This window comes from Clostridium yunnanense, from assembly GCF_016595795.1.
Lineage (GTDB): Bacteria > Bacillota > Clostridia > Clostridiales > Clostridiaceae > Clostridium_AR > Clostridium_AR yunnanense.
Map to the genome: position 1 here is coordinate 1 of NZ_JAENHN010000029.1, position 25,378 is coordinate 25,378.

At 30.4% G+C, this 25,378-nt stretch carries 26 protein-coding genes, 1 pseudogene and 1 riboswitch; of the genes and pseudogenes, 2 read left to right on the forward strand and 25 right to left on the reverse strand.

What is annotated here, in order from left to right:
• Nucleotides 1–328: 328 nt before the first annotated feature.
• Nucleotides 329–1,162, reverse strand: a pseudogene (locus JHL18_RS10095) (D-alanyl-D-alanine carboxypeptidase family protein); the annotation flags it as partial.
• Nucleotides 1,163–1,617: 455 nt separating this feature from the next.
• Here JHL18_RS10095 and JHL18_RS10100 point away from each other — a divergent pair.
• Together JHL18_RS10100 and ytfJ are read left to right on the forward strand one after the other, a co-directional pair.
• The gene (locus tag JHL18_RS10100; protein WP_200268731.1) at nt 1,618–2,193 is read left to right on the forward strand and encodes a DUF2953 domain-containing protein; all 576 of its coding nucleotides are present in this window, start codon (nt 1,618–1,620) and stop codon (nt 2,191–2,193) included.
• Nucleotides 2,183–2,596: a GerW family sporulation protein gene (ytfJ, locus tag JHL18_RS10105; protein ID WP_200268733.1), complete on the forward strand. Its 414-nt coding sequence runs from the start codon at nt 2,183–2,185 to the stop codon at nt 2,594–2,596. Before JHL18_RS10100 ends, ytfJ begins: the two co-directional genes overlap by 11 nt.
• 44 nt (nt 2,597–2,640) lie before the next feature.
• Here the strand turns inward: ytfJ and scpB are convergent, their stop codons facing one another.
• The 24 genes from scpB to spoIIIAE all read right to left on the reverse strand — a co-directional run bounded on the left by scpB (nt 2,641) and on the right by spoIIIAE (nt 25,377).
• Nucleotides 2,641–3,258 carry an SMC-Scp complex subunit ScpB gene (gene scpB, locus JHL18_RS10110; protein WP_200268735.1) on the reverse strand — a complete coding sequence of 206 codons (618 nt, stop codon included), beginning with the start codon at nt 3,256–3,258 and terminating at the stop codon, nt 2,641–2,643.
• Complete coding sequence (locus tag JHL18_RS10115; RefSeq protein WP_200268737.1) at nt 3,236–3,982, reverse strand: segregation/condensation protein A; 747 nt, start codon at nt 3,980–3,982, stop codon at nt 3,236–3,238. Before JHL18_RS10115 ends, scpB begins: the two co-directional genes overlap by 23 nt.
• Nucleotides 3,983–4,522: 540 nt before the next feature.
• Nucleotides 4,523–5,686 carry a D-alanyl-D-alanine carboxypeptidase family protein gene (locus JHL18_RS10120; protein WP_200268739.1) on the reverse strand — a complete coding sequence of 388 codons (1,164 nt, stop codon included), beginning with the start codon at nt 5,684–5,686 and terminating at the stop codon, nt 4,523–4,525.
• Between the two features lie 138 nt (nt 5,687–5,824).
• Nucleotides 5,825–6,694, reverse strand: coding sequence for a tyrosine-type recombinase/integrase (locus JHL18_RS10125; RefSeq protein WP_200268741.1), 870 nt, complete (start codon nt 6,692–6,694; stop codon nt 5,825–5,827).
• 11 nt (nt 6,695–6,705) lie between these two features.
• Nucleotides 6,706–7,335 (reverse strand): stage II sporulation protein M, encoded by a 630-nt coding sequence (spoIIM, locus tag JHL18_RS10130; RefSeq protein ID WP_200268743.1) that lies wholly within the window; start codon nt 7,333–7,335, stop codon nt 6,706–6,708.
• Nucleotides 7,336–7,451: 116 nt separating this feature from the next.
• A complete protein-coding gene (locus JHL18_RS10135) occupies nt 7,452–7,976 on the reverse strand; it encodes an NUDIX hydrolase (protein ID WP_200268745.1) in 525 nt (174 codons plus the stop codon).
• Nucleotides 7,977–8,173: 197 nt separating this feature from the next.
• Nucleotides 8,174–8,527, reverse strand: a complete 354-nt coding sequence (locus JHL18_RS10140; protein WP_200268747.1) for a hypothetical protein — start codon at nt 8,525–8,527, stop codon at nt 8,174–8,176.
• A 264-nt stretch (nt 8,528–8,791) separates the two neighbouring features.
• Nucleotides 8,792–8,892: riboswitch (SAM riboswitch) on the reverse strand.
• A gap of 643 nt (nt 8,893–9,535) precedes the next feature.
• Nucleotides 9,536–10,351 carry a sporulation transcription factor Spo0A gene (gene spo0A / locus JHL18_RS10145; protein ID WP_200268749.1) on the reverse strand — a complete coding sequence of 272 codons (816 nt, stop codon included), beginning with the start codon at nt 10,349–10,351 and terminating at the stop codon, nt 9,536–9,538.
• 162 nt (nt 10,352–10,513) lie between these two features.
• On the reverse strand, nt 10,514–11,701 hold the full coding sequence (gene spoIVB / locus JHL18_RS10150; RefSeq protein WP_200268751.1) for a SpoIVB peptidase: 1,188 nt from the start codon (nt 11,699–11,701) through the stop codon (nt 10,514–10,516).
• Nucleotides 11,702–11,922: 221 nt separating this feature from the next.
• Entirely contained in the window at nt 11,923–13,620 is a 1,698-nt protein-coding gene (recN, locus tag JHL18_RS10155; RefSeq protein WP_200268753.1) for a DNA repair protein RecN, read from the reverse strand.
• 21 nt (nt 13,621–13,641) lie between these two features.
• Entirely contained in the window at nt 13,642–14,094 is a 453-nt protein-coding gene (locus JHL18_RS10160) for an arginine repressor (protein WP_183278105.1), read from the reverse strand.
• Between the two features lie 12 nt (nt 14,095–14,106).
• Nucleotides 14,107–14,943, reverse strand: a complete 837-nt coding sequence (locus JHL18_RS10165) for an NAD(+)/NADH kinase (RefSeq protein ID WP_200268754.1) — start codon at nt 14,941–14,943, stop codon at nt 14,107–14,109.
• Between the two features lie 13 nt (nt 14,944–14,956).
• The gene (locus JHL18_RS10170; RefSeq protein WP_200268756.1) at nt 14,957–15,766 is read right to left on the reverse strand and encodes a TlyA family RNA methyltransferase; all 810 of its coding nucleotides are present in this window, start codon (nt 15,764–15,766) and stop codon (nt 14,957–14,959) included.
• A gap of 166 nt (nt 15,767–15,932) precedes the next feature.
• Complete coding sequence (gene dxs / locus JHL18_RS10175) at nt 15,933–17,801, reverse strand: 1-deoxy-D-xylulose-5-phosphate synthase (RefSeq protein ID WP_200268758.1); 1,869 nt, start codon at nt 17,799–17,801, stop codon at nt 15,933–15,935.
• A gap of 22 nt (nt 17,802–17,823) precedes the next feature.
• On the reverse strand, nt 17,824–18,696 hold the full coding sequence (locus JHL18_RS10180) for a polyprenyl synthetase family protein (RefSeq protein ID WP_200268760.1): 873 nt from the start codon (nt 18,694–18,696) through the stop codon (nt 17,824–17,826).
• A 44-nt stretch (nt 18,697–18,740) separates the two neighbouring features.
• The gene (locus tag JHL18_RS10185; RefSeq protein ID WP_200268762.1) at nt 18,741–18,962 is read right to left on the reverse strand and encodes an exodeoxyribonuclease VII small subunit; all 222 of its coding nucleotides are present in this window, start codon (nt 18,960–18,962) and stop codon (nt 18,741–18,743) included.
• Between the two features lie 8 nt (nt 18,963–18,970).
• A complete protein-coding gene (gene xseA, locus JHL18_RS10190) occupies nt 18,971–20,170 on the reverse strand; it encodes an exodeoxyribonuclease VII large subunit (protein WP_200268764.1) in 1,200 nt (399 codons plus the stop codon).
• Nucleotides 20,136–21,008 (reverse strand): bifunctional 5,10-methylenetetrahydrofolate dehydrogenase/5,10-methenyltetrahydrofolate cyclohydrolase, encoded by an 873-nt coding sequence (locus JHL18_RS10195; RefSeq protein WP_200268766.1) that lies wholly within the window; start codon nt 21,006–21,008, stop codon nt 20,136–20,138. The genes xseA and JHL18_RS10195 overlap by 35 nt, the downstream gene beginning before the upstream one ends.
• A gap of 26 nt (nt 21,009–21,034) precedes the next feature.
• A complete protein-coding gene (gene nusB / locus JHL18_RS10200) occupies nt 21,035–21,439 on the reverse strand; it encodes a transcription antitermination factor NusB (RefSeq protein WP_200268768.1) in 405 nt (134 codons plus the stop codon).
• Nucleotides 21,440–22,026: 587 nt separating this feature from the next.
• Nucleotides 22,027–22,419, reverse strand: coding sequence for an Asp23/Gls24 family envelope stress response protein (locus JHL18_RS10205; RefSeq protein WP_200268770.1), 393 nt, complete (start codon nt 22,417–22,419; stop codon nt 22,027–22,029).
• Nucleotides 22,420–22,504: 85 nt separating this feature from the next.
• Complete coding sequence (locus tag JHL18_RS10210; RefSeq protein WP_200268773.1) at nt 22,505–23,014, reverse strand: SpoIIIAH-like family protein; 510 nt, start codon at nt 23,012–23,014, stop codon at nt 22,505–22,507.
• Between the two features lie 38 nt (nt 23,015–23,052).
• The gene (gene spoIIIAG, locus JHL18_RS10215; protein ID WP_200268775.1) at nt 23,053–23,649 is read right to left on the reverse strand and encodes a stage III sporulation protein AG; all 597 of its coding nucleotides are present in this window, start codon (nt 23,647–23,649) and stop codon (nt 23,053–23,055) included.
• 7 nt (nt 23,650–23,656) lie between these two features.
• Entirely contained in the window at nt 23,657–24,211 is a 555-nt protein-coding gene (spoIIIAF, locus tag JHL18_RS10220) for a stage III sporulation protein AF (RefSeq protein WP_200268776.1), read from the reverse strand.
• A 5-nt stretch (nt 24,212–24,216) separates the two neighbouring features.
• Nucleotides 24,217–25,377 (reverse strand): stage III sporulation protein AE, encoded by a 1,161-nt coding sequence (gene spoIIIAE / locus JHL18_RS10225; RefSeq protein WP_200268778.1) that lies wholly within the window; start codon nt 25,375–25,377, stop codon nt 24,217–24,219.
• Nucleotide 25,378: the final 1 nt, after the last annotated feature.

A 25,378-nucleotide genomic window follows, 5' to 3' on the forward strand; every position in this document is an offset into this window, starting at 1 on the left:
GCTTTATCTAATATTTTGATAAAAATTATTATACGTAAATTGTTATACAAAAAAAGAACAGGTATGTATTTGTAAACATACTCTGTTCCATAATTATAATATTTATTTCTTAACTTAATGACATTGGCCTGTGAAGACTCTATTTTTTATTAACATATTTCTTTACAACTTCATTTCCATCACCATCAACAACTGTTACTTTGCCACCAATTTCACCTTTTTTATTACAAAAATCAGTATAATCAATCTTGTAACTTTTTCCTTTAGGCACTACAAAATCTATCTTACTTTCTGGATTATACCCATTTTTCTCTACTACTTCTTTACCGATAGCTTCACTGACAGCTACTGAATGAAAATCATAGTTTTCCTTTATATAATTATAAACCTTCTCGGTAGCTTCCCACCTGTCTGGGCAGTTAAGTACAACTATTATTATATCTCTCCCATTTAGACTCACGGAGGATACTAGGCATTTTCCAGCCTGACCTGTATAACCAGTTTTAACTCCATTAGCTTCAGGTATCCTATGTAATATTTTATTTATATTTGTATAATCTCTTGTGAACCCATATTTTTCTTTTCTTAACTCCTTCACTGCTGCTATTTCTCTGAACTTTGGGTTTTGCATAGCAACGGAAGTTAATAAAGCCATATCATAAGCAGAAGAATAGTGATTCTGGCTGTCTAATCCGTGAGGTGACTCAAAATGTGCATCCATAAGGCCTAAGCTTGTAGCAAAAGAACTCATAAGCTTTGCAAAATTCTCTACACTTCCTGCTTGAGCTTCTGCTAAAGCAATAGCTGCATCATTACCAGATCTAGTCATAAGCCCAAATACAAGTTCATGAACACTTATCTCTTCTCCGCTTCTAAATCCCACTGTTGAGCCTCTTATTGATGCTGCATTTTTGCTAATAACTACTTTTTCATCTAAATTTTTATTTTGTAAGGTTATAAGAGCCGTCATTATTTTTGTTGTACTAGCCATTGGAACAGGCATATAACCATTTTTATTATACAATACTTGTTTGGAATTTCTATCCATTGCTAATACATATCTAGCACTAGGCGTTAAATCTTTACCATAGACTGTTATATTGCTACCTATAAATAAACTAATAAGAAGGAAGCTCAAAAAATAACTAATTTTCTTTTTAATATTCATAACATCAGTCCTTTTTTATATTTTAGCTGTTGAATACTTATTATACTTTGTGAGAGCTTTTTCTTTATTATTGGTATATTAAGGATAAAAAAATGCTAAAGCAACCATCTTCAGTGTGCTTTTAACTCATTTGTCTTTCCAAATGCATACGAAAAAAATTACAGTCCGATAAGTTCTATTTTTAACTGAACAGTCATAAAAAATGCTTAAACTCATTGAAATATTTAGGGTTAGCTGAGATTGAATCTTCCACTTTGCTTTTCAATAAAAAAATCTCGCAATATAATATGAAGAGTTTAATCTTATAATTTATCAAGGTAACAAGGCTATATATATAAATTCCCCAAAATAAAATTGAAATAACCTAGATATAGATGGTTATACATAAAAAAATTGGAAATACTATAACTAGAAGGATTAATATATCCTTTATTTTTGGAGGAAGGCTAATGCTCGCATTATATATTTTTATATTAATACTTTTATTATTAATTGTACCTTTTCCTATAAAACTTAGAGTAATATTTCAAGATTTGGACTTAGAAGTTTATTTATATAGATTTAAAGTATTCTCTCTACAAAAAACATTAAAAAAGAAAAAAGAGAAGGAAAAGTGCAAACCTAAAAAAGAAAAGAAAAAACCTAAGAAGAAAAAGCTTCAATTTAATCTAGAGGTTTTGAAAAATATAATTTATAAATTAAATCATAATCCAATAAAACCTAAAATGAGGTTATGTTACCAGATGAATTATTCTACAGGAGATGCTGCTAATACAGCTAAGATTTACGGAATCATATATCAAGTTATTACAACATTTTACATGATACTTAATATACCTTTTAAGATTGTAGAAAACGATATGAACCTAACTCCTAATTTCCAATCTGAAGGCATTTACGTAAAAATCAAAATAAAAAGTATAATTTTTTTAAATTTAGTAAAAATTATATATATGATTTTATTAATATTATTGTCCTTAAAATATAAGGAGGTGGACCCTAAAGGGGAAAGTTATGGAATGTAATCATCCAATCGAAAACTTAATGAAAACAACCATGGAAAGTCTACGAGATATGATAGACGTAAACACTGTAATAGGGGATGCTGTAGAAACAAAAGACGGAAGTTATATAATTCCTATTTCTAGAGTATCTTTCGGCTTTGCTTCTGGCGGAAGTGAGTTTGGCAAAGAGGTTTGTGAAAAGTATCCATTTGGTGGAGGCTCTGGCGCAGGGGTTACTGTTAAACCAGTTGCATTTTTAGTTCTTAGAGAAAATTCAGTAAGACTTCTTCCTGTAAATCAAACCAATACCTACGATAGAATTGTGGATAATGTTCCTCAAGTCTTAGAGGTTATAAAAGATTTCTTCTCAAAACCTAAAAGTAGCAAAGAAGAAAATTGCGACAAACCTGAAACCAATCAATAAGACTAAAAATATAGACTTTCGTATATAACGAAAGTCTATATTTGTTACTGCTCTTCAAACTGATTTAAATCTTCTGTATTTTCAATTTCTTCTACTTCTTCAAATAAGTCTAGTGAAGGAAGTTCTTTTAAGTCTTCAAGACCAAATTGCCTTAAAAATTCTTCAGTAGTTCCATATTGAATAGGTCTACCAGGAACCTCTAGTCTCCCCATTTCCTTAATTAAATTCTTCTCCATAAGTTTTTGCACTGCACTATCGCTTTTTACTCCACGAATTTCATCAATCTCAACACGGGTAACTGGTTGCTTATATGCTATTATCGCTAAGCTTTCTAAAGAAGCTTGTGATAAGGACTGTCTTGTATTCTTTTTAAGTAGCTTTTGTACATAGTCGCTATTTTGTGGCTTTGTCACCAGTTGATACATACCATTAATGCTTATAATCTTTATTCCTCTTCCTTGGTTCTCATATTCTCTTATCATAGACTCTACTATTTCTTCTACAAAATCTATATCACATTCTAATATTCTCGCTAAATCTTTAGGCCCCAGTGGTTCTCCTGTTACAAACAGCAGAGATTCTATTACTGACATATACTGCCTTTTAGTAGAAACCTCCTCAAATTCTAATTGATCTATGCTAATCTTGTCCACTAAATTCATTCCTCTCTATGTATATGTTAGAAAAGCTATCTTCCTGTATTACTTTGATTACCCTTTGCTTAATAAGCTCAAGTACTGCTAAAAAGGTTACTACCTTTTCCAACTTTGACTCACATTCGAACAAAAGATTCTCAAAGTCAATATGCTTTCTACTAAGTATAGCCTCTGAGATATAACTCATCTTATCCTCTAACTTATACTTATCTGCATATATTCTCTTTTCTATAACTGTTGTGTTCTGCTTATTCTTATAATTATTAATAAGCTGATTAAAAATATTGTACAAATCAAGCATGTTTATATTTAAAAGCAACTCTTCAGTACTATCTTTGCCCAAATCTTCTATTATCTCAGGTTTTTTTGTAAATATTTTACCTGTGTATAAACTTTTCTTGCTAAGAAATGTCGCTGCATTTTTTATTTTCTTATATATTATAAGTTTCTCAACTAAATCAAGCTTTGGATCCTTGTCCTCATCATCTTCCTTAACTGGCTTAGGGAGTAGCATCTTTGACTTAATTTCAAGCAATGTAGCTGCTACCACTATGAATTCAGATGTAATATCTAAATCCATTTCCTTCATTGTATTTAAATAATCCATATACTGATTTGTAAGTTCATATATCTTAATATCATGAATCTCCATCTTATTCTGTTTTATTAAATGCAAAAGAAGATCAAATGGCCCTTCAAAATTCGTTATCTTAATACTTGGAAGCTGCATATAATCTCTCCTATTTTTTAATTCATTAAAGTATGTAAAATATATAATCGTAATACTAAGAAGCATTGCTTGTCTCAAAAACTTCCCACTATATATAATATCAATTTAGCGACTATTAAGCAATAAATCAAAAAAGGCAATAAAAATTTCACTAAAGCGATCTTCTTTAGTCAAATTTTTTGCGCATCTGCCTTTTCTTAAGCGTATGTGAAGAATCTTACAGGCGACATATTCTTCTTTTTTTATTCTTTAACTTTATATTATGTCTTAAGTCTGTTCACATAATTATCCGCAGATATAATTAAGATACAATTTGCTAAAGAATAATAAAAATTTAACTAAAGCGATTTTCTTTAGTCAAATTTTTTGCGCATCTGCCTTTTCTGAACGTATGTGAAGAAATTCTGGCAGGCGACACATATTCTTCTTTTTTTATTCTTTATCTTTATATTATATCTTAAATCTGTTCGCATAATTATCCGCAGATATAATTGAGATACAATTTTCTAAAGAATAAAAAAAGAAGGATTTTACTCCTTCTTATACTCCACCTTTGAAAAGATTTTGGAAATTGTATTTTATATTTTCCAAGAAATTAGCTTTCTTTATATCTCTATCTGAATACAATTCAACTGATCCTATTAATTCTTCTCCTAAGAAGAAATCACATTTTCCTACTGTTTCACCTTTTTTAAACTTAATTTTATCTGTTTTCAATGATAACTTTTTAGTAATCTTATCAGCAGATCCTTTTTCAATGGTTATAACAGCATCAGTTTTAGCTTTTGCCATAAAGAACTTCTCTCCATCTTTGCTCATACTTATCTTTTCAACATCTTGATCTTTTACAAATAGCTTTTTGCTTTCAAACTTTGAGAAACCAAAGTTTAACAACATACTTGCATCTCTATTTCTGATTTTGAAGGTTGGCGCTCCCATAATAACTGAAAGCATTCTTACTCCATCTCTTGTAGCAGTTGCTGATATGCAGTACTTTGCATCATTGGTAAAACCAGTTTTAAGTCCATCACAGCCCTTAAAAAATCTAACTAGCTTATTATGGTTTACAAGCTCTATAGGTGATTTTCTTCCTTCAGATATGTTATCCATATATGTACCAGTGTATTTTAGTATCTGTGGATGTTTTAATAACTCTCTTGACATTAACGAAATATCATAAGCAGTAGATAAATGTCCATCAGCAGGAAGTCCAGTACAGTTTTTAAAGGTAGTATCCTTCATACCTAAAGCTTGCGCTTTTTCATTCATAAGACCTACAAAACTGCCTTCAGTACCTGCAAGATATTCAGCCATTGCTACGGCAGCATCATTTCCTGAGGCTATAGCAATCCCTTTAAGAATTTCCTCAACAGTTCTTATCTCACCAGTATCAAGAAGCATTGTGCTTCCACCCATCTTTTTAGCATTTTCGCTAGCTGTGATCTTGTCACTTAATTTTATCTTTCCACTATCTACAGCCTCCATAGCTAAAAGCATAGTCATTATTTTTGTAACTGAAGCTGGTGCAAATTTTTCATGAGAGTTTTGCTCAAAAAGTATCTTACCACTTACAGCCTCCATTAATATTGCTGATTTTGCCTCTACCTTTATTTGTTCATCAGCTAATACAGGAAATGAGAATAATCCCAATAAGAAAATTAAAGATAATGCAAAACATATTGATTGATATTTAATCTTTTTCATATTCAAGCCTCCTTTCGACATTATTTTTACCAAAATAAAATAAATTATGACAAAAAAAGAAACTCAAGACTATAAAAATGTACCATAACAACGGTAACTAAAATCTAGAGTTTCTTTTTTTATATTATAAAATTTAATTTACGCTCTTGGATGAAAATTATTATAGGAAATATTTACTTTATCCTTAGAAACATAATCAAAATATAAATCCATATAGTTCATTACATGCGTTCCCATAAGTTGTTGTACAATCTTAGGATTTGCTCCATTTTCTAATAAGTGTATAGCAAAAGAATGCCTAAGAGTATTAAGATTTATAATCTTCTTTATGCTTGCTTTTTCATTATACTCTTTAACTATTCTCCAAATCCCCTGTCTTGTTAAACCCTTTCCATTCAAATTTAAAAACAACATTTCCTCATCTTTGCTTATCTTTTCTCTTTGACTTAAATACTCTATAATAGCATTTCTGGCTGCTCTTCCAAAAGGAATTATTCTTTCTAACCCTCTTCCATCCTTACAAGTAATAAAGTTAAGGTCCAGATTAACATCATCAACAGTTAAGGAAATTGCTTCTGTAGCCTTAATTCCAGTTCCGTATAGTATCTCTAAAACAGCTCTATCTCTTATGCCTTTTATATTGCTTATATCAATACAATTTATTATCTTCTCCACTTCTTCAACAGTCAAAATCGGACCTATGTCCCTTCTTTCATTTCTATCAACTTTAGGAAACTTAGGGACTTGCTTAACTAGATTATTATCGTTTAAGAATCTATAATAACTTCTTAAAGCTATAACGCATCTTTCAATTGACTTTACACTTTTGGTTTCAGTAATAGCTTGTACATAATAGTTTACTGAATAATCATTGTCTAAAGGGTCTATATTATTTTCCTCTAGAAAATTATAATACCCAACAATATCTGTTATATATGCTTCTACAGTATTATTACTTTTATTTTTAGCTATTAAGTTTTCTTTATATAAACTAATAAAATCATTCATATTAAAACATCCTATACATAAAATTTCTTTATTATTATTTTCATTAAATTAGGAACTATATATGTTTCTAAGAATATTCCTGCAACTAAAAATATAGCTGAAAATAAATAGAAGTTAACATAACTTAAAATAGCCTCATTAGATACTACTGATTTACTGAACTTACTTTTAAGCTTTGCCATAGAAAACTGCACAGCTAAGGAACTACATATTATTATAAAAGGTACGATAACAATATTTTGAGGCACCAATGCAATAAGGGCTAGTCCAACTCCACGGTTGCCAAGTATATTTACTAACAAAGAGAATGAAAACCCAATTAAAAACCCCTTAACAAGTACTATAATAAGCACAAAAGGTGCTCCCACTATTATAAAACCTAACAACAGTATCCCAATGAAGAATATCAAATTGTTCTTTAATGATTCAATTATCAAGTCTTTATAATTTATCTGCTTATCGCTTACTGAAGAAACAAAACTATTAAAATAACTCATAACATCATTTTTACTAGCTTGGCTCATATAAAGTATTGAGTAAACTCCTAACACTACTCCTACAATAAATACAGCAGTAATTATTAGGTAAATTAATTTATTTTGTCTTAAGTTTTCATTAATCTTATTAATAAATGTGTTCATCTTTTTATCCCCCTTTTTTTGCTTAATAAATATTATGTTCAAATCTCTCAAGATATACTTAAAGAGATCATGTATTTGGTGAATATAAGATGAACTTTTTTTAACAAATATTTTATCTATATAAATTGAAGCGCTGCAATAGTTTTTCCATCTTCAATTTTTCCTTGTCTTACCATATCTTTTAATTCCTCTAATGTAAATTCTTTTAGGTTTATAAATTCATCATCATCAAAATTTGTCTCACCTTTATTAAGTCCTGTTGCTTTATAAATCCTAATATATTCATCACAAAATCCAGGTGCTGTTGCTATCTTCCCCAAGTACTGAATATGGCTACAGCTATAACCAGTTTCCTCTTCTAGTTCTCTTTTTGCCGCTTCCATTGGATCTTCACCAGCATTTAACTTACCTGCTGGTATCTCTAGAAGTATCTTCTCTACTGGTTTTCTAAATTGTTCTACTATTAATATCCTTCCATTATCTTTTATAGCCACTATAGCCACAGCCCCTGGATGTTTAACTATATCTCTATAACCAACCTTTCCATCTGGAAGTTCAACCTTAGTCCTTACTACCTTTATAAAATCCCCAGTATATTTCAAATCTTCTTGCACTGTATTTTCATCTAACTTAAAACTCATAATCATCCTCCAGCATTCATATCTTCAATAAATCTTTACTTTTTATAAAATCAACTAACAATATTATATTATATTCATTGAAATTTTATTTTTTTATAATAGAAAATTTTTATTAATCTTCATTTTAAGTTAAATACTATACCAGATTTTCACAAAAGTAAATATAGATTAAGCTTATCTACAAACCTGCACCATAATTACATACATACTCTTTTCAACTTGTTATAGTAATTATTACGTTTATTGATATCAAAGCCATTGGCGGACAATATATCTAGTATAAACTTGTCAAAAGCAAAATTTCCTCTTTGCCTAAAGCTATCTACATACTTCTGTGATATATTTAAAAATTCGTTCTGCCCATGATAAAGACAGAGACTTTCCTCATCTAATAAATAATCTACAGTATCCGTTCCATTAAATAGATTATTATTTATTAATGAAATAACATAACTTATATATTCTTCTGTATTTGCACTACTCCTTATTGCTGAATCCGAAAAAGAGTTTTTGCTAAATGTACTTTTTTTCACTTCATTTAAACCTTTCACAAATATCTCTCCTTTTATCTAAAAATTATCAATAAATTTATAATTAATCTTCCACCCTTTAAACTCTTAACTCTTTAAGATTATCTCTCTACTCATATAGCTTTTTATTCAAATATAACCATACTTATATAGCATTCTTAATCATTTTATAAACTCAAAAACCATAATTTACAGCCTATATATAGATGAGAGTTTTCCATCGTAACTGCCACAACAAAAAGACTCCCCTACATCTATCATAAGGAAGCCATAATCTCTATATCAATCTTATAGTCCCATATGAAATATGGTAGGTATTAGCACCACACCGTGGTAGGTTGCTGTAAGTTCATCGAGCCCATTCTCTCCCTTACTCTTTATAAGCAAACTTATTCAATTTTATATTCCTAAAAAATAAAATAAACCCCTAACCATATAATAAGAGGCATTTTACAATAAAAAAACCACTTATCCTTATTAGTCTTACCACCTTGAATAAAACAGGTTGGTGTTATGGTACAATCGAGCTAATCCTCTTCCATAACTCTTGATAAATATTATTAACTTTTATAATATTATAGTATTTGTACACTTTAAAGTCAATTAAATTATTGTTATTCTAAAATTGTTAGCACTTTATTTACATTTTAGCATTTTTACTTAACTTCAACTCTTGCAGTTTCTAACCATTTGTCTAATGCGTTTTTATTAAATACATATTTTCCATTAACCTTTATGTAAGGTATTTTTGTATCTAGATCAGTAACAAGTTTATTTAAATCTTCTTCAGATATATTTAAATATCTATAAGTATCTGTAAACTATTATTTCAGCTCATCATCTGCTACTTTATATTGCATCTTCTACCGTTAAAAATTCTTTTTGTAATTTTAGCAAACAAAAAACACCTCCTAATCCAACTGATTAAGAAGTGTTTATGAACAAACTTATATAGTTTGTTGGTATAAAAAATAGTTTGTTATTATATGTTTGACAAATTTCCTTATCAGAAATCGTACAACCACGCTATTAGCTCACCTTATTTTTAAGTCTTAACTTATCTGCGACCATAGCGATAAATTCAGAATTTGTTGGCTTGCCCTTATCATTATGAACAGTGTAGCCAAATAGTTTGTTTATAGCATCCACTTGTCCTCTTCCCCAAGCTACTTCGATAGCATGTCTTATAGCTCTCTCAACTCTACTTGCAGTAGTATTATATCTCTTTGCTATAGAAGGATATAACTCCTTTGTCACTGCTGATAACAGTTCCATATCATTCACTACCATACTTATAGCTTCTCTCAAATACATGTATCCCTTAATATGAGCAGGAACTCCAATTTCATGAATGATGCTTGTTATTTCAGATTCTAAATCTAATGGTTCTTTTTTAGTTTCTACCTTAACTTCTGGTGTTTCCATTAGAGGCGCTGTTTTTCTAGTAGAATCTCCTGATATTGTATCATTAAACATTTGTCTTATTCTCTTTGTAAATACATCCATATCAAATGGTTTAACAACATAATAATCTGCACCCAAAGTTATAGCTCTTTGAGTAATCTTATCCTGCCCTACAGCAGAAAGTACAATTATCCTTGGAAATGGATCTAAGTTCATGGAAGCAAGTTTTTCTAAAACTCCAAGTCCATCTAAATGTGGCATAATTATATCCAATACAACTAGATCTGGTTTTCTTTCCTCTATTAACTTAAGAGCTTCTAACCCATCCTTAGCAATCCCAGTTACTATTATATCTCTCTGATTAAGAAGATAATCATTTAATATATTACAGAATTCCTTATTATCGTCTGCTATTAATACTGATATTTTTGACTCTTGCATAAAATTCTCCCCTTCGCATAATCATTCCAATTATTAACAATTAATTACAATTAAATAAATTCGACAAAAGTTCTTTATTTCCTTCTTAAAAATTTTTTATTTTAAAAAAAGATATCTTATTAAGATATCTTTTTTCATTATACCACAATATATACTTTTATGTTACTGTATAATACCCGCATCTTTTAACATCCATTCTATATAAATACCATATCCTACATCAGGTTTATTTATTAGAACATGTGTTACTGCTCCAACTATTTTATTATTTTGGATAATTGGACTTCCGCTCATACCTTGAACAATACCACCAGTTTTCTCTAATAACTTAGGATCTGTAACTTTTATAATCATGCTCTTTGGACCAGGCTTATCTTGAGATAAAAGTTTTACTATTTCGATATCGTACATTTGTGGCCCACTTTCATCAATAGTTGTTATTATCTTTGCTTTTCCTTCTTTTATTTCATCTCTGAATCCAACTTTTAAAGGCTTACTACTTCTAGTTCCTAATGTCTTATCTGCTGTTCCAAATATACCACAAACGGTATTATTTACTATTGAACCTAAAGGAGTATCTTCCTCTACAAATACACCCTTTAACTCCCCTGGAGTTCCTTTTTGACCTTTTCTCACACTAATTATTGAAGTGTTAACTAAAGATCCGTCTCTTATACTTAATATAGTATTTGTATCATTATCTGTTATCGGATGTCCTAAAGCCCCAAACTTTTGAGTTTTGGCATCATAAAATGTTAAAGTGCCGACTCCTGCAGTAGAATCTCTTACCCACAATCCTATTTTATATTTTTCATCTGTCATAGCTTTTATACCATTAATAGTTTTATCTACTAACTGATTATTACGGTTTATAGTAACTATCACATTTGAAGTGGTTAAATTGTTTAATTTTCTTATTAAATCCTTTGAGTTTTCTATTTCTTGATTATTTATTTTTAAAACTACATCGCCTAATTCTATCCCGGCTTTTCTACTTGGACTTTCAGCTTTTCCTTCGTTTGTTTCAACATCTGAAAATCCAACTACTAGGACTCCTTTGGTTTGTATTTTTACACCTACACAACTACCACCAGGATATATTTCTAAGTTCTCAGTTTTTTCAGAAAAAACTGATTTCATTGGTACCATTGCTAGTGCTTTTGGTTTTGCTTGAACTTCTTTGCTACTTGTATCTCTATTAAAGTATGTAAGAATGTTACTGTATCCCTTCTGCACTATATTCATGTAACTTCTAGTGGTTGTAAATTCATTAGAAGAGAATTTGTAAAAGCTTACGAACATAAATAAACTTAATACGCAAAACAAATTTCTTATAAGCTTCATATTCATTTTATCTCCTCCTTCTCTTTACCTTTAAGTTACCCACAAATATAAATGCATATGCTGTATTAACTTTGTTATTAAAGACAATAAAAATAAAATAATACTAATTTTATCTTCTTTTAATCAAAATTTTACTTGAATTTTTATATAAAAGCCCAATAATCCCTTAAAAGAACAAAAAAATAGAACTATATTAGATAGTTCTATTTTTCCTAAATTTTCATTTATTATGTATTAGATTTCATTTTGTTTTTCTTAATATTTGCCAGTTCAACCATTTCTTTCGCGTTTACTAAAGTAGCTGAGGTTACTTCTGCTCCACCAATCATTTTGGCTACTTCTAAGTCCTTTTCATCTGAATTCATTATCTTAACTTTGGTATAGGTCTTTTCACCGTCAACGTGTTTAGATATAAGAAAATGATTATCTGACATTGAAGCTATCTGCGGAAGATGAGTTATACAAAAAACTTGATGTCTAACAGAAACTTCATACATTTTTTCTCCTACCGCTTGAGCAATCCTGCCACTTATTCCTGTATCTATTTCATCAAATATCACTGTAGGTATTTTATCTTTATTAACAAAGACTGTTTTTAAGGATAGCATTATTCTTGAAAGCTCTCCTCCAGATACTACCTTTTCTAAAGACTTCAAAGGTTCTCCTGGATTTGTAGAAATAAGGAATAATACCTTATCCATTCCATGTATATTGAATTCCTCCACAGAAGTTATATCTATGCTGAATTTACTTTTTTCTAAACCTACATACCTTAATTCTGAACTTATTCTCTCTTCAAGATCTTTTCCTATTATAATTCTTTGGTTATGTAGATTCTCGCTTAAAGTTCTCATCTGCTGGTAAATCTTATTTTTTTCATCTATTAATGAACTGATTATTTGCTCAGAGTTTACTATCTGATTATACTGTTCTTCTAGCTGCATTCTGTAATCTAAGATAGCTTCTATAGTTTCTCCATATTTCTTTTTATATAATCCTATTTCATAAGTTCTTCTATTAACCCTGTCCAATTCATCATCATCAAAAACATATTCGTCACTTATGTCTCTAAATTCATTGGAAATTTCTTGTAAATTATAAAATATTTCATTTAACTCTTCATAGCTCTTCTTTATCTTTTCTGAATATTTAGTTATAGAGGAAAGATCATAGCAGATACGAGATAATTTATCAATAATAGATCCATCTTCACTTCCCCCTCTTAAGTCATTATATGTATGAGAAAGAACTTTGCTTATTTTCTCAGCATTTGACAATATAGCAAGCTTTTCATTAAGTTCCGCCTCTTCTTCTGGCTTAAGCTTCCCTTCATCTATGTCATCTATCTGATATTTAATATAATTGGCAAGCTTTTCATTATCTTCATTACCTCTAAGCTCTCTAATCTTTTCTTCTATCACTGAAACTTCACTAAAAAGTTTTCTATACTCAGTTAAAGTTTCGGAAATACTTTCTTCACCAAAACTATCTAAATAGTTAATATGACTTGATTTGTTCATAAGATTTTGATTTTCATGCTGACCATGTATATCCACCAAGGTCTCTGTAAGCCTCTTAAGTGAAGAAATGATTAAACTTTTACCATTTACTTTAATAACTGACTTTCCATTTTGAAAAGATTCTCTTGATATTATAATAAGATCATCTGTTTCTATCTCTAATTCTTCAAGTGCATTTTTTGTTCTGGTGCTTTCAATATCAAATATAGCTTCAACAAAAGTTTTATTTTCACCAGTTCTGATAATATCTTTATTAAACTTTCCTCCAAGCACATAATTTATAGCATCAATAATTATTGATTTACCTGCTCCTGTTTCTCCGGATAGTATATTAAATCCTTTATCAAAGCTCAAACAAATTTTCTCTATAAGTGCAAAGTTCTCAATAGTAAGTTGTAATAACATCTTAACCCACCTTACTCAATTTTAAGTATTTAACATTCTTCTCATTTTAGACACTAGCTCTTCAGCTTTATCTATAGTTCTAACCAATATAAATATTGTGTTATCACCAGCTATAGTTCCTGCTATGTCAGAAAAATGCAAAGTATCTATTGCTTCTGCAGCAGCAGATGCTGATCCAGACAAAGTTTTCACCACAACCATCTTATCTACATTTTCTACATGTAGAACAGTATTAGAGAATATATTGGCCATTTTATCACTCATATCATTTGTGCTGTTATTAATAGATGCATACTTATATTTTCCATCTGAACCAAGTACTTTTATTAACTTTAAAGTTTTTATATCTCTAGAGACTGTTGCTTGAGTCACATCAAAGCCTTCATTTTTTAATGTATCTGCAAGTTCCTCTTGTGTTTCAATAGATCTGTTATTTATTATTTCTAAAATCTTTGTATGTCTCTTTGATTTCACGTTACCCTCACCTTACCATTCGCCATCTTGGCTTAAGATTTTTTTTCTAAGTACGTTAAAATAGTCATATTCATCTAAAAGTATTAAATTACAAGGCTTTTCATTTTTTCCAACCATTATCTTGCAATTATTGCTCAGTTTAATGGATTTTTGACCATCTACAGTTAAAAATATTTCCTCAGCAAAGCTTTCAGCTAGTATTTCCACTGTACTGCTGCCATTTATAACAATAGGCTTCATTGTAGGAGTATGAGAACATATAGGAACTATCGTTATAATCTCTAGCGATGGCATTATTAGAGGTCCACCTGCCGAAAACGAATATGCAGTAGACCCAGTAGGAGTTGATATTATAACTCCATCACCTTTAAATGATGAATAAAATCTGTTATCAACAAGAATCTTATACTTTACCATTCTTGAAAGAGTACCTTTAGCTATAACTATATCATTTAAAGCTATGTTATCATAAGTCCCACTAGCGCATTGAACATTACATTTTAGCATCATTCTTTTTTCATATCTAAACTTTTTATTCTTTAGACACTCTAATGCATAGTCAACACACTTAATATCAACACTTGTAAGAAATCCAAGATTACCTATGTTTATGCCAAATATAGGTACATCAGTCGGTACTGCCAGATCTCTTGTCGCTCCTAAAATGGTTCCATCACCGCCTAAAACCATTAGACAGTCTATATCCTTATTTTTTTCAATATCTTTATGGTTTTGAACTCTAAAAACACATGAATTCTCAAAATATTCTTGTGTTTTCTTCATTATTGTATTAATTATGGAACCATCTTTATCTTTAGATGGATTAATGAAAATACCTATATTTCTCATAGTTCCCTCCGTGCTATATATTATTATGAGAGTCCTGAACTACCTTTTCAATTCTTTCATCTATATTAAAGTCTGCTTCATATTGCGCCTTCGTAAAATATACTAAATACTCAATATTTCCTTCAGGCCCTTTAATTGGTGAAAAATCTAAACCTTTGATTGATAAATTTAGCGATAATATAAATCCCACAATCTTCTTAATTACTTCTTTATGAGTTTCTGGGTCTCTAACTACGCCTTTTTTACCAACTTTCTCTCTTCCGGCTTCAAATTGAGGCTTTATTAATGCTACAACTTCACCTTTTTCATGAAGAAGATTTACTACTGCAGGAGTTACTTTTGTAAGCGATATAAAGGATACATCAATTGAAGCAAAGTCTGCTTTCTCAGCTAATTGATCCTCAGTAACATATCTTACATTAGTTCTTTCCATGCATACAACTCTTTCATCAGTTCTAAGCTTCCAAGCAAACTGACCATATCCAACATCTATTGCATAAACCTTTTTTGCTCCATTTTGCAGCATACAATCAGTAAATCCACCAGTAGATGCTCCTATATCTAAGCATACCGTATCCTTTAGCTCGATATCAAAGGATTTCATAGCTTTTTCTAACTTAAAGCCGCCTCTACTCACATATGGAATATCATTACCTTTTACTATAATCTCTGCTTCTACCTTTACCTTTTCGCCACTCTTATCTACTCTTCTTCCATCTATAAAAACATTTCCAGCCATTATACTAGTCTTTGCTCTTTCTCTCGATTGAAAGAATCCTTTTTCCACAAGAAGAATGTCCAATCTTTCTTTTTTGTCTCCCATTTTATCTCCTCTATATCTGCAATTATATATAGATATAATATTTCTATTATTTACAAATCTATCAACAATCCTACTAACTATTAATAGGATCTTACTTGATAAATATATCTATATAGATTAACCATTTCGTAATTAAGTTTATATTTTCAAAGTCCATTCTAAAATCTTAGAGGAATTTTGAAAACACATTTGCTATTTCATCTTTTATTGAAGTAATATCAAGTTTGTTCAATTTATATAGAGTACTTAAATCTCCATGTTGTATAAATTTATCTTCATATCCCAAGTTTACAATCTTACCTTTATATTCTAGTGAATTAAAATAATTCAATATTTGGCTACCTAGTCCACCACTTATAACATTATCTTCTATTGTAATTACGTGCTTATAATCCTTAGCTATATCATCTAAAAGATTTTTATCTAATGGTTTTATAAATGTAGCATTAATTAGTCCAACATTATACTCTTCTCCAAGAAGTTTTATAGCAGCTTCTGCATGTTGAACCATCTTGCCAGTAGCAATTACAACTACATCCTTACCTTTTCTCATTAAATCCCACTTACCTTTTTCTATTTTATCAATAGGACTTAATTCTATACCTGTTAGATCTCCACCTCTTGGATATCTAATAGCTACAGGTTCATTTTGAGTAAGTGCCCATCTTAGTATAGGTTTTACTTCCTCTAGGCACTTTGGTGCCACTATATTAAGATTAGGTATATGTGAGAGATATGATATATCAAATACTCCTTGATGTGTTTCTCCATCTTCTCCAACTATCCCAGCTCTATCTATAGCAAAAACTACTGGTAGATTCTGTACACACACATCATGTAACACTTGATCATAAGCTCTTTGCAAGAACGTTGAATATACTGCAAATACTGGTTTTAGGCCTTCTTTTGCCATACCAGCTGCCAATGTTGTTGCATGCTGTTCTGCTATTCCTACATCAAAAAATCTGTGTGGAAATTCTTTTGCAAATTTCTTTAGTCCAGTTCCATCAGGCATTGCTGCAGTTACAGCTACTACTTCATCAATTTCTTTTGCAATATCAATTAAACTTTCTCCAAAGGCATTTGAATATGTTCTTGTGTTTGAAGGGCATAGTTCTCCACTACAACTATCGAAAGGAGCTATACTATGAAATTTATTTGGATTCTCTTCGGCAAAATTATAGCCTTTTCCTTTTTGAGTTATTGTATGTATTATAACTGGTCCATCTGATTTTTTTGCTTTGTAAAGCATATCACTTATTTCATCTATATTATGTCCATCGATTGGACCTAAATATTTCAATCCCATATCTTCAAAAAGCATACTTGGCACTACTAACTGCTTTATACTATCTTTTATCTTGCTTATCGAAGTAGCAATATTTTTACCTACCGTTGTTTGGTTTAAGGTATTATTAATTTCATTTTTTAATCTATTATAACCTGGATCCAATCTAACCTTACTTAAATAAGTTGAAAGTCCTCCAACATTATCTGATATGGACATCTGATTATCATTCAAAATTATTATCAAGTTAGTTTTACTATATCCTACATCATTAAGCGCTTCGAAAGCCATCCCACCTGTTAAAGCACCATCACCAATCACCGCTATCACATGGTTATCTTTTTTTAATATATCCCTTGCTCTTGCCATACCTAGCGCTGCAGATATAGATGTACTGCTATGTCCTGTATCAAATGAATCATACTTACTTTCACATCGTTTAGGAAAACCGCTTATTCCACCATATTTTCTTAAAGTTTCAAATTTATCTTTTCTTCCTGTAAGAATTTTATGTACATAGCTTTGATGGCCTACATCCCAAACAACCTTATCTTTTTCTAGATTAAACACCTTAAATAAACTTAAAGTTACTTCTACAACACCTAAATTTGATGCTAAATGCCCACCAGTCTTAGATACATTATCAATTAAGAACTCTCTTATTTCACCTGAAAGCGCTAAAATTTCAGTAGAATTTAACTTTTTAACATCATTAGGACATTTGATTTTATCTAAATATTTATACATATTTTTCATTCCTTCTATATAATTATGATTCCCTATGTAAAAGCTCTAGAGTTAACTCCTTAAGTTTACTTGTATCTTTATTTAATTTTTCTAAAAGAGCTAAACATTCTGCCGTAATTTCTTTACATAACTCTTCTGATCTTTCTATACCATAAACAGTAATAAAATTAGTTTTATTGTTATTTTCATCACTTTTTACTTTTTTTCCAAGCTTTTCTGTACTTCCTAAAACGTCTAGAATGTCATCTTTTATTTGAAAAGCAAGACCTAATTTATATCCATATTCTTTTAAAGTATGGATATCTTCTTCTGTTGCCTCTCCCAGAATTGCTCCAGCTACTATAGCTGCTTTAATCAGTTCACCAGTTTTCTTTTCATGCATATATTTAAGGGTATTTTCTGAAATTGATTTACCTTCGTTTATTATGTCTACTACCTGGCCACCGATCATTCCATTTCCACCTGCAGCATCTGTTATTACCTTTGTTGCATTTAAGGCTTCTAACCTCTTGTCTGAAAGGGAGTAATTAATCATAATTGAAAAAGCCTCATTTAAAAGACCGTCACCTGCCAAAACTGCAATAGCTTCTCCAAAAACTTTATGACTGGTAGGTTTCCCACGTCTTAAATCATCATTATCCATGCAAGGTAAGTCATCATGTATAAGCGAATATGTATGTATCATTTCTAAAGCTGCCGCCATAGGCAGTATATCTTTAAGGTTTTCCTTATACAAGTTATAAGTTAACATCATTATTATAGGTCGTATTCTTTTGCCACCTATATTTAAGCTATAGGCCATTGCATCATATATTAACTTATTTTCTCCATCTCTTGCGATGAAATAATTATCAAGATATTCATCTATCAGTCCTTTGATATTTTTAATGCCCATTACTTACTCCTTTTATTTTAACGTAAATTTGAAGTTTTAATCATTTATCCTTCAATTGTAAAATCCTTTATTTCTTCTTTTGCATTAATAACCTTTATCTTTCCTTCCATGTCATTAAGAGTTTTATAAAGTTTATTAACCAATTTTACGCCTTCTTCGTAAACCTTTAATGATTGCTCTAAATTTAACTCAGAACTTTCAAGGTCTTTTACTATGTCATCAAGTTTATTAAACATCTCATCATAAGATTCATTTTTCTTTACCATAAGACACCTCACCCTTTAGGTTCAATTTTAAAATTACCGCTTCCATCCTTCATCTTTACTTCAATTTCCTTTAAAGAACTTAAAGTATCGATATCTTGAACTAACCTTCCATTGTTATCCTCTATTATAGCATAACCTTTGTTTAAAACATTTATTGGATTTAGCAATGTTAACATATTATTTATATTAATTAGATTCGATCTATTATTTTCAATTTTTTTCATCATAAGATCAGTCAATTTTTCTTTTTTGCTGTCTACATCTCTATATTTGTTAATTATCAAGTTCTTTGGACTATTATTTTCTAATATTCTATTAACATAGTTTATTTTTTCTTTTTCGTTGGTTATTCTACTATTAATAAATTGATTCAAATATGCTTTATGTCTAATTAAATTGTTATTTATTTCTTCAAGCTTCGGAGCCACAACTTCTGCCGCTGCAGATGGTGTAGGTGCTCTTAAATCACTTACAAAATCAGTTATAGTAAAGTCTATTTCATGTCCTACACCAGAAACTATAGGAATTTTTGATTTAAATATTTCATAAGCCAAACTCTTGTCATTAAAAGCCCATAGTTCTTCAATAGAACCTCCACCACGACTTATTATTATCACATCAACATTCTTATTCTTATTAAAATGCTTTATTCCCTCTATTAGAGCAGCAGGTGCATCTTTACCTTGAACTAAAGCTGGATATATAACTAAATCTAAATAAGGACTTCTCCTTTGAATTACATTTATAATATCTCTTATAGCCGCTCCAGTTTCAGACGTTATAACCCCTACTGTTCTTGGTAAATATGGAATAGGCTTTTTGTATTTTTCATCAAAAAGCCCTTCATTTAATAGCTGTTTCTTTAATTGCTCGAATTGAGCATATAAATCCCCTACCCCATATTCATTTATCTCTTTACAATAAACTTGATATGAACCATCTCTAGTATATATTGAAAGTCTTCCTCTTATCTCAACCTTTGTCCCATCCTTAATATTTGATGATACATTTACAGCATCCCCCTTAAAAACAACACAGTTTACCTTGCTATTTTCATCCTTTAAGGAAAAATAAATATGTCCACTTGAATGAACTTTAAAGTTAGATACTTCTCCCTTGATTTTCAGGTTATTAAGAATAAAATCATTATCTGTTATTTTCTTCAAATAATTATTAACTTCTGTTACCGAAAGAGTCTTTAGAATCATAATCTTCCATCGCCTCACATACATTTAAAAATAGAAGGGTAGTTGTAAGTGACCCTACTCCTCCTGGTACTGGAGTAATCATTGCAGCCTTTGTCACTACTTCATCAAATAAAATATCACCAGTGATTTTTCCATTTAATGAAGAAGTACCTACATCTATAACTACTGCATCTTTCTTTATATAACTATTATCTATAAAATTGGGTCTCCCCATAGCTACAACTAAAATATCAGCTTCATTACAAACACCCTTTAGATTGTTTGTTTTTGAATGGCATATTGTTACAGTTGCGTTCTTCTGAAGAAGCAATTGTGCAACAGGCTTCCCTACAACATTGCTTCTTCCTACTACTACAGCTTTTTTTCCTTCTAGCGGAATATTATAATAGTCTAAGAGAGTCATTACACTTCTTGGTGTACATGGTATAAACCCATCATTTCCGCTATAAAACTTTCCTATTGATACATCAGTAAGACAATCTATATCCTTTGAAGGATCTATAGCAGCTATAATCTTCTTTTCATCAAAACTATCAGGTAAAGGTAGTAATAAAATTATACCATTAATACCTTTATCTTCATTTAATTGCTTTATAGTATTAATTACTTCCTCCTCAGTACAGTTGGAAGGCAAATTGATTTTCTTGTAATCAATACCCAAATCAGCTGCAATCTTAAACTGACTATTTTGATAGTATATGGAACCACCATCATCTCCAATAAGTATTGAAGCAACTGTTGGAACCTTTTTCCCCTCTATAGCCCTACTTCTTATAAATTCTTTGATATTTTCTTTTACCGTTGCTGCAACTTTCTTTCCGTCAATTATCTCACCCATATTCATAGCCCCCAAACTTAATAAAACTACATATCTTTTAATGCTTTATCTAATACTCCGTTAATGAAAGATACAGACTTCTCATCTGAGAACTTCTTAGCAATCTCTAAAGCTTCATTAATAGCTACTTTATTTGGAATATCTTCGAAATGCAACATCTCATAAAGTGCTACTCTCAAAATTGAAAGATTAACTTTTGACACTCTGCCAAGTTTCCAGTTTACTAGATACTTTTCTACTATAGCGTCTAATTGGTCTTTTTTCTCATTTATGCCATTAATAACTTGGTTTAAATATGTATCATCTATTTCGGTTATATCACCTTCAAAAGCTTCTTTAAAGCTCTCTATAGCTTCAGATGGCTCTTCTTTATTTATCATCATTTGGTATGTAAGTTGTACTGCAATCTCTCTAGTTCTTATTCTGTTCATATGTCCTCCTAGACTTTAAAGGTATTAATATTTTTTACGCATCTGCCTTTCCGAATGAATATGAGGAAAATTTGGCAGGCGAATAAGTTTTCTTTTTCTGATGTATATCCCAAAAAACTTGTATAATCGTTGAACACTCTAGGTTTAGCTAGTTTGAAAATTTCATACTTTCCTTTACAGTAAAATAAGTCCAATTATATTTGATAAGTATTTTTCTAGTGTTTTCATTATAACAAATTCTAGATTGCCACACTAACTAAATTAGTACATATCCTCTAGTAATAATAGAGTTAAAACACATAAAATAGTAAATATTGAAAAATACTTATGGATTTTGTTAGTATACATTTTAGAACTATAATAATATTATTATAGTCGAAAAATAAAAAGCTTAAACAGTAAGCCTAAGTTACTTTTCCAATTGATCTATTAGTATTCCTAACCAAGCCACTAATTTGCACTGGCCATAAAATCTCCTAAGCTAACTATTTTGAAACAAATATAAATTAAGTTTTCATATATACCTAGGTTGTTCAACTTTATAATTCTACACAAGGAAATACCCTCTGTAAACAGAGGGTTTAAAACTATTCATGAACTTCTTCTGATTTCTCGTCAATCTTAGGAACAATTATGTTTTGTATAAAAATATTAACTGCTGCTACAGATAATCCCGTCATGGCTTCAACAGTTCTCTTAACATTATCTTGAACCTGCACAACTACGTCAGGAATTCTTGTTCCATAAAGTACTGCTAAAGTTAACTCTATCTGTGCTTCTCCATTTTCAATTGATACTTTTACACCTTTTCCAGTATTCTTCTTACCAGTAAATATTTGAGTTATTCCACCAGTAACACCTGGATTACTTTCTACTACTCCACTTATTTCTGCTGCCGCTATACCAGCTATAACACTAACAACCTCATCAGAAATCTTTACAACTCCAACGTTTGTTTCTTCTCTATTTAATTCTTCCAACGCTCACTACCTCCTTAAGCTTTACATTAGCAAAACCTGTTAATCATAGGTATATTATATCAAAATATTATTGTGAATACAATTGTTATTGTTTTGCCTCAATTACAACATCTTTTATTTTTGAAACGCTAGCTACAGATTCTTGAATTTGTATGCTTTGCTTTTCATTTAAACTATCTTTTGACTTAACTATTACTCTAGCCTTTGGACCTTCTATTAGGCAAAGTGCATCTTCAAATCCTTTACCTTTTACACTTAATTCAATTCTAGTTTCATAATCTCTAGCCATTGTTAAAGCTGTAAGCTCTTTTTGAGCATCAGTTTTTTGGTTTGCAGAAGTATTCTTATCTTCTATAATGGATTTTAAATTCTGCATTGTTTGAGCATCTTGTTGCTCTCTAGTATTTCTTGATTCATAGAAATAATCCTTTGTGTTTGATGCTGTCTTATCACCATTATCCTTTGTGAATGGTAATGATGTCAAGCTACTGCCTGTCCCATCATCGACTTGTCCATTAACCCTCGCTGCTAAGATACCAGCACATACTATAAGTGCTAGTAGTGTTAAAATTATACCTGCTTGTTTTCTGTTCATTTATAAAAACCTCCCATCTGTTTTCATAGAATTATATGCTACTTTTTCATCGGATATACATTAACTTTATCCATTGGCAAACCATATAAATTCGACACTGCTTTTGAAATGTCGTATTTTATCTTACTATTTTCTGAACCTTCAGCTACAACAACTACTCCTACTACTTTGGGTTTATATGTTTTCACTATAAGCGGTTCATTTCCACTACTATTGGAAGTTATAACAACCTTACTAGAACCTGACTCTTGACTGTTACTTTGTTTCCCTCCCTCCTTGTCAGTGGTTTCATTAGTATTTTTTTGAGAATTTGTATCTACTGCTGGAACCTTGGTTTCATCACTTTCAAAGGTTATCATTACATCTACATTCCCAACCCCCTCTATTTGTTTTAAAATACTTTTAAGTTGACTCTTTTGCTCATCCTCATACTGTTGTCTTGTTTGTTTATCTGCGGAATCAATCTGTTGTGTCTTATTTTGATTTGAAGAAAATGTAGGTATCATTGGTTTATTTGTAAAAAAAGTAAACACTATATAAATAAAAATAAATGTTAAACATATTAAAATTAAATTTTTTGTCTTAGCACCTTCTGAAGAGTTTTTTAGCTTTTGGAATAATTTTGAGAAATCCACTTTCTAATCACTCACCTTTATATACATATATTTTTTTCTCATCTATATTTAGCTCCTTACTTAATATGCTTTTGATTTGTTTGCTTGTAGTAGAGTTAAATTCTTGTTTATTTGTATTATTTACAGTTGTGTTATCCAAACTACTTACTTTTTTATCTTTTACATAAACTTCTATATGATTTATATCAAAATTTGTCGCTTTTACATCAAGCTTACCTAAAATTTTTACGTCGCAGTTTAAGTCACTTAAATTAGTCTTTATCAATTGGGCACAATTTTTCTCTAAATTAGAAAAAAACTTTTCTTCTGTAACACTAGTTGTGCTACTATTATCAGTATTTGAAGTAGCGAGATTCTCATACTTTGCTACAAAAGTATTAATATCTATAGTATTCTTGGTAAATAGCCTTATAAACGGATTTATAATCACTGCTATTAAAATAAGACCAAGAACAAATTTTACATACTTTTTTGTACTGTTATCAGGCAATAATAACTCTATTGCAGTCATGAATATCAGAGTTGTACATAAAGAGATTATCCAGCTTCTAAGTAGATCCATAAGCTCTAACCTCCCACTATGAACTTGCCTGCACTTGACATTATTGCAGTCATAACAAAAAACATAACTGTTATACTTATAAGGCTTGAGGTAATTAAAACTAAAGAATCCGCAGCTGTTGTTATACAACTTACAATCCTTTTATCCGCTACAGGTTCTATAACCGCAGCAGATATTTTATAGATAAATACCATAACTACCATCTTTATTATTGGAAAAAGCATTAAGAATATCATTATTATAAGTCCAATGGAACTTACAGCATTTTTTAGTAGTAATGAGTATCCAGCCACAGTTGCTATAGCATCTGACAGCGCCTTTCCAACTATTGGTATGAAATTATCTACAGCAAATTTTGCTGTTTTTAAAGTTACTGCATCTATTGTATTTGATGCTATTCCTCTTACAGTAAGTAAACCAATGAAAATCGTAAGCACTATTCCTTGCATCCATAAAATCACTTGCTTACCTACTTTCACGAGTCCATCAATTTTGTGCTCATTTGATATGTTGTTTACAAACCCTAGGACGAATATCATCAAGATTAAGGGAATTATTATGTCTACATATAGTCTAGGCGTTAAGCTTACTGCACCTAGTACTATAGGATCCATTGTAGCTGCCTGAGTTATTCCACCAGCTGTTGATAATAAAAGCACAAGCGCCGGCAATAACACAGCAACAAAATCTGTAAGCTGTTTAATAGTATCTTTCGCTAGATTTACTGATATTAAGAAGCTTTTACTAAGTATAAGTATCATCACAGCGTAACAGGCGTAAAATGCTATATTACTTATGTTTTCACTGGAGAAAGCTCCTTGTATATTTTTTAAAAGAGTACTAAGTATAGCGAGAACTATTACTGATATCATTAATTTCAGTGTTGATTGCACCTCTTTAATGAAAACACTTGTACAGGCTCCAACGATCCTATCAAAGCTTAGAGGATCTTTTCCATCCTTCAAATAGCTTTTGACATATTCACTTGGACTCATGCCATTCATAATCTCTTCATTAGTTTTCATATTATCCATATATTGATATAACCTTTGTATTTGATTACTATTATCTATTTGTTGCTTGTCCACATTATCATCTGCGTATACCACTTTACTAGTCATAATGACCAGAAAAAAACTTATTAGTAACGTATACCATTTTTTCATA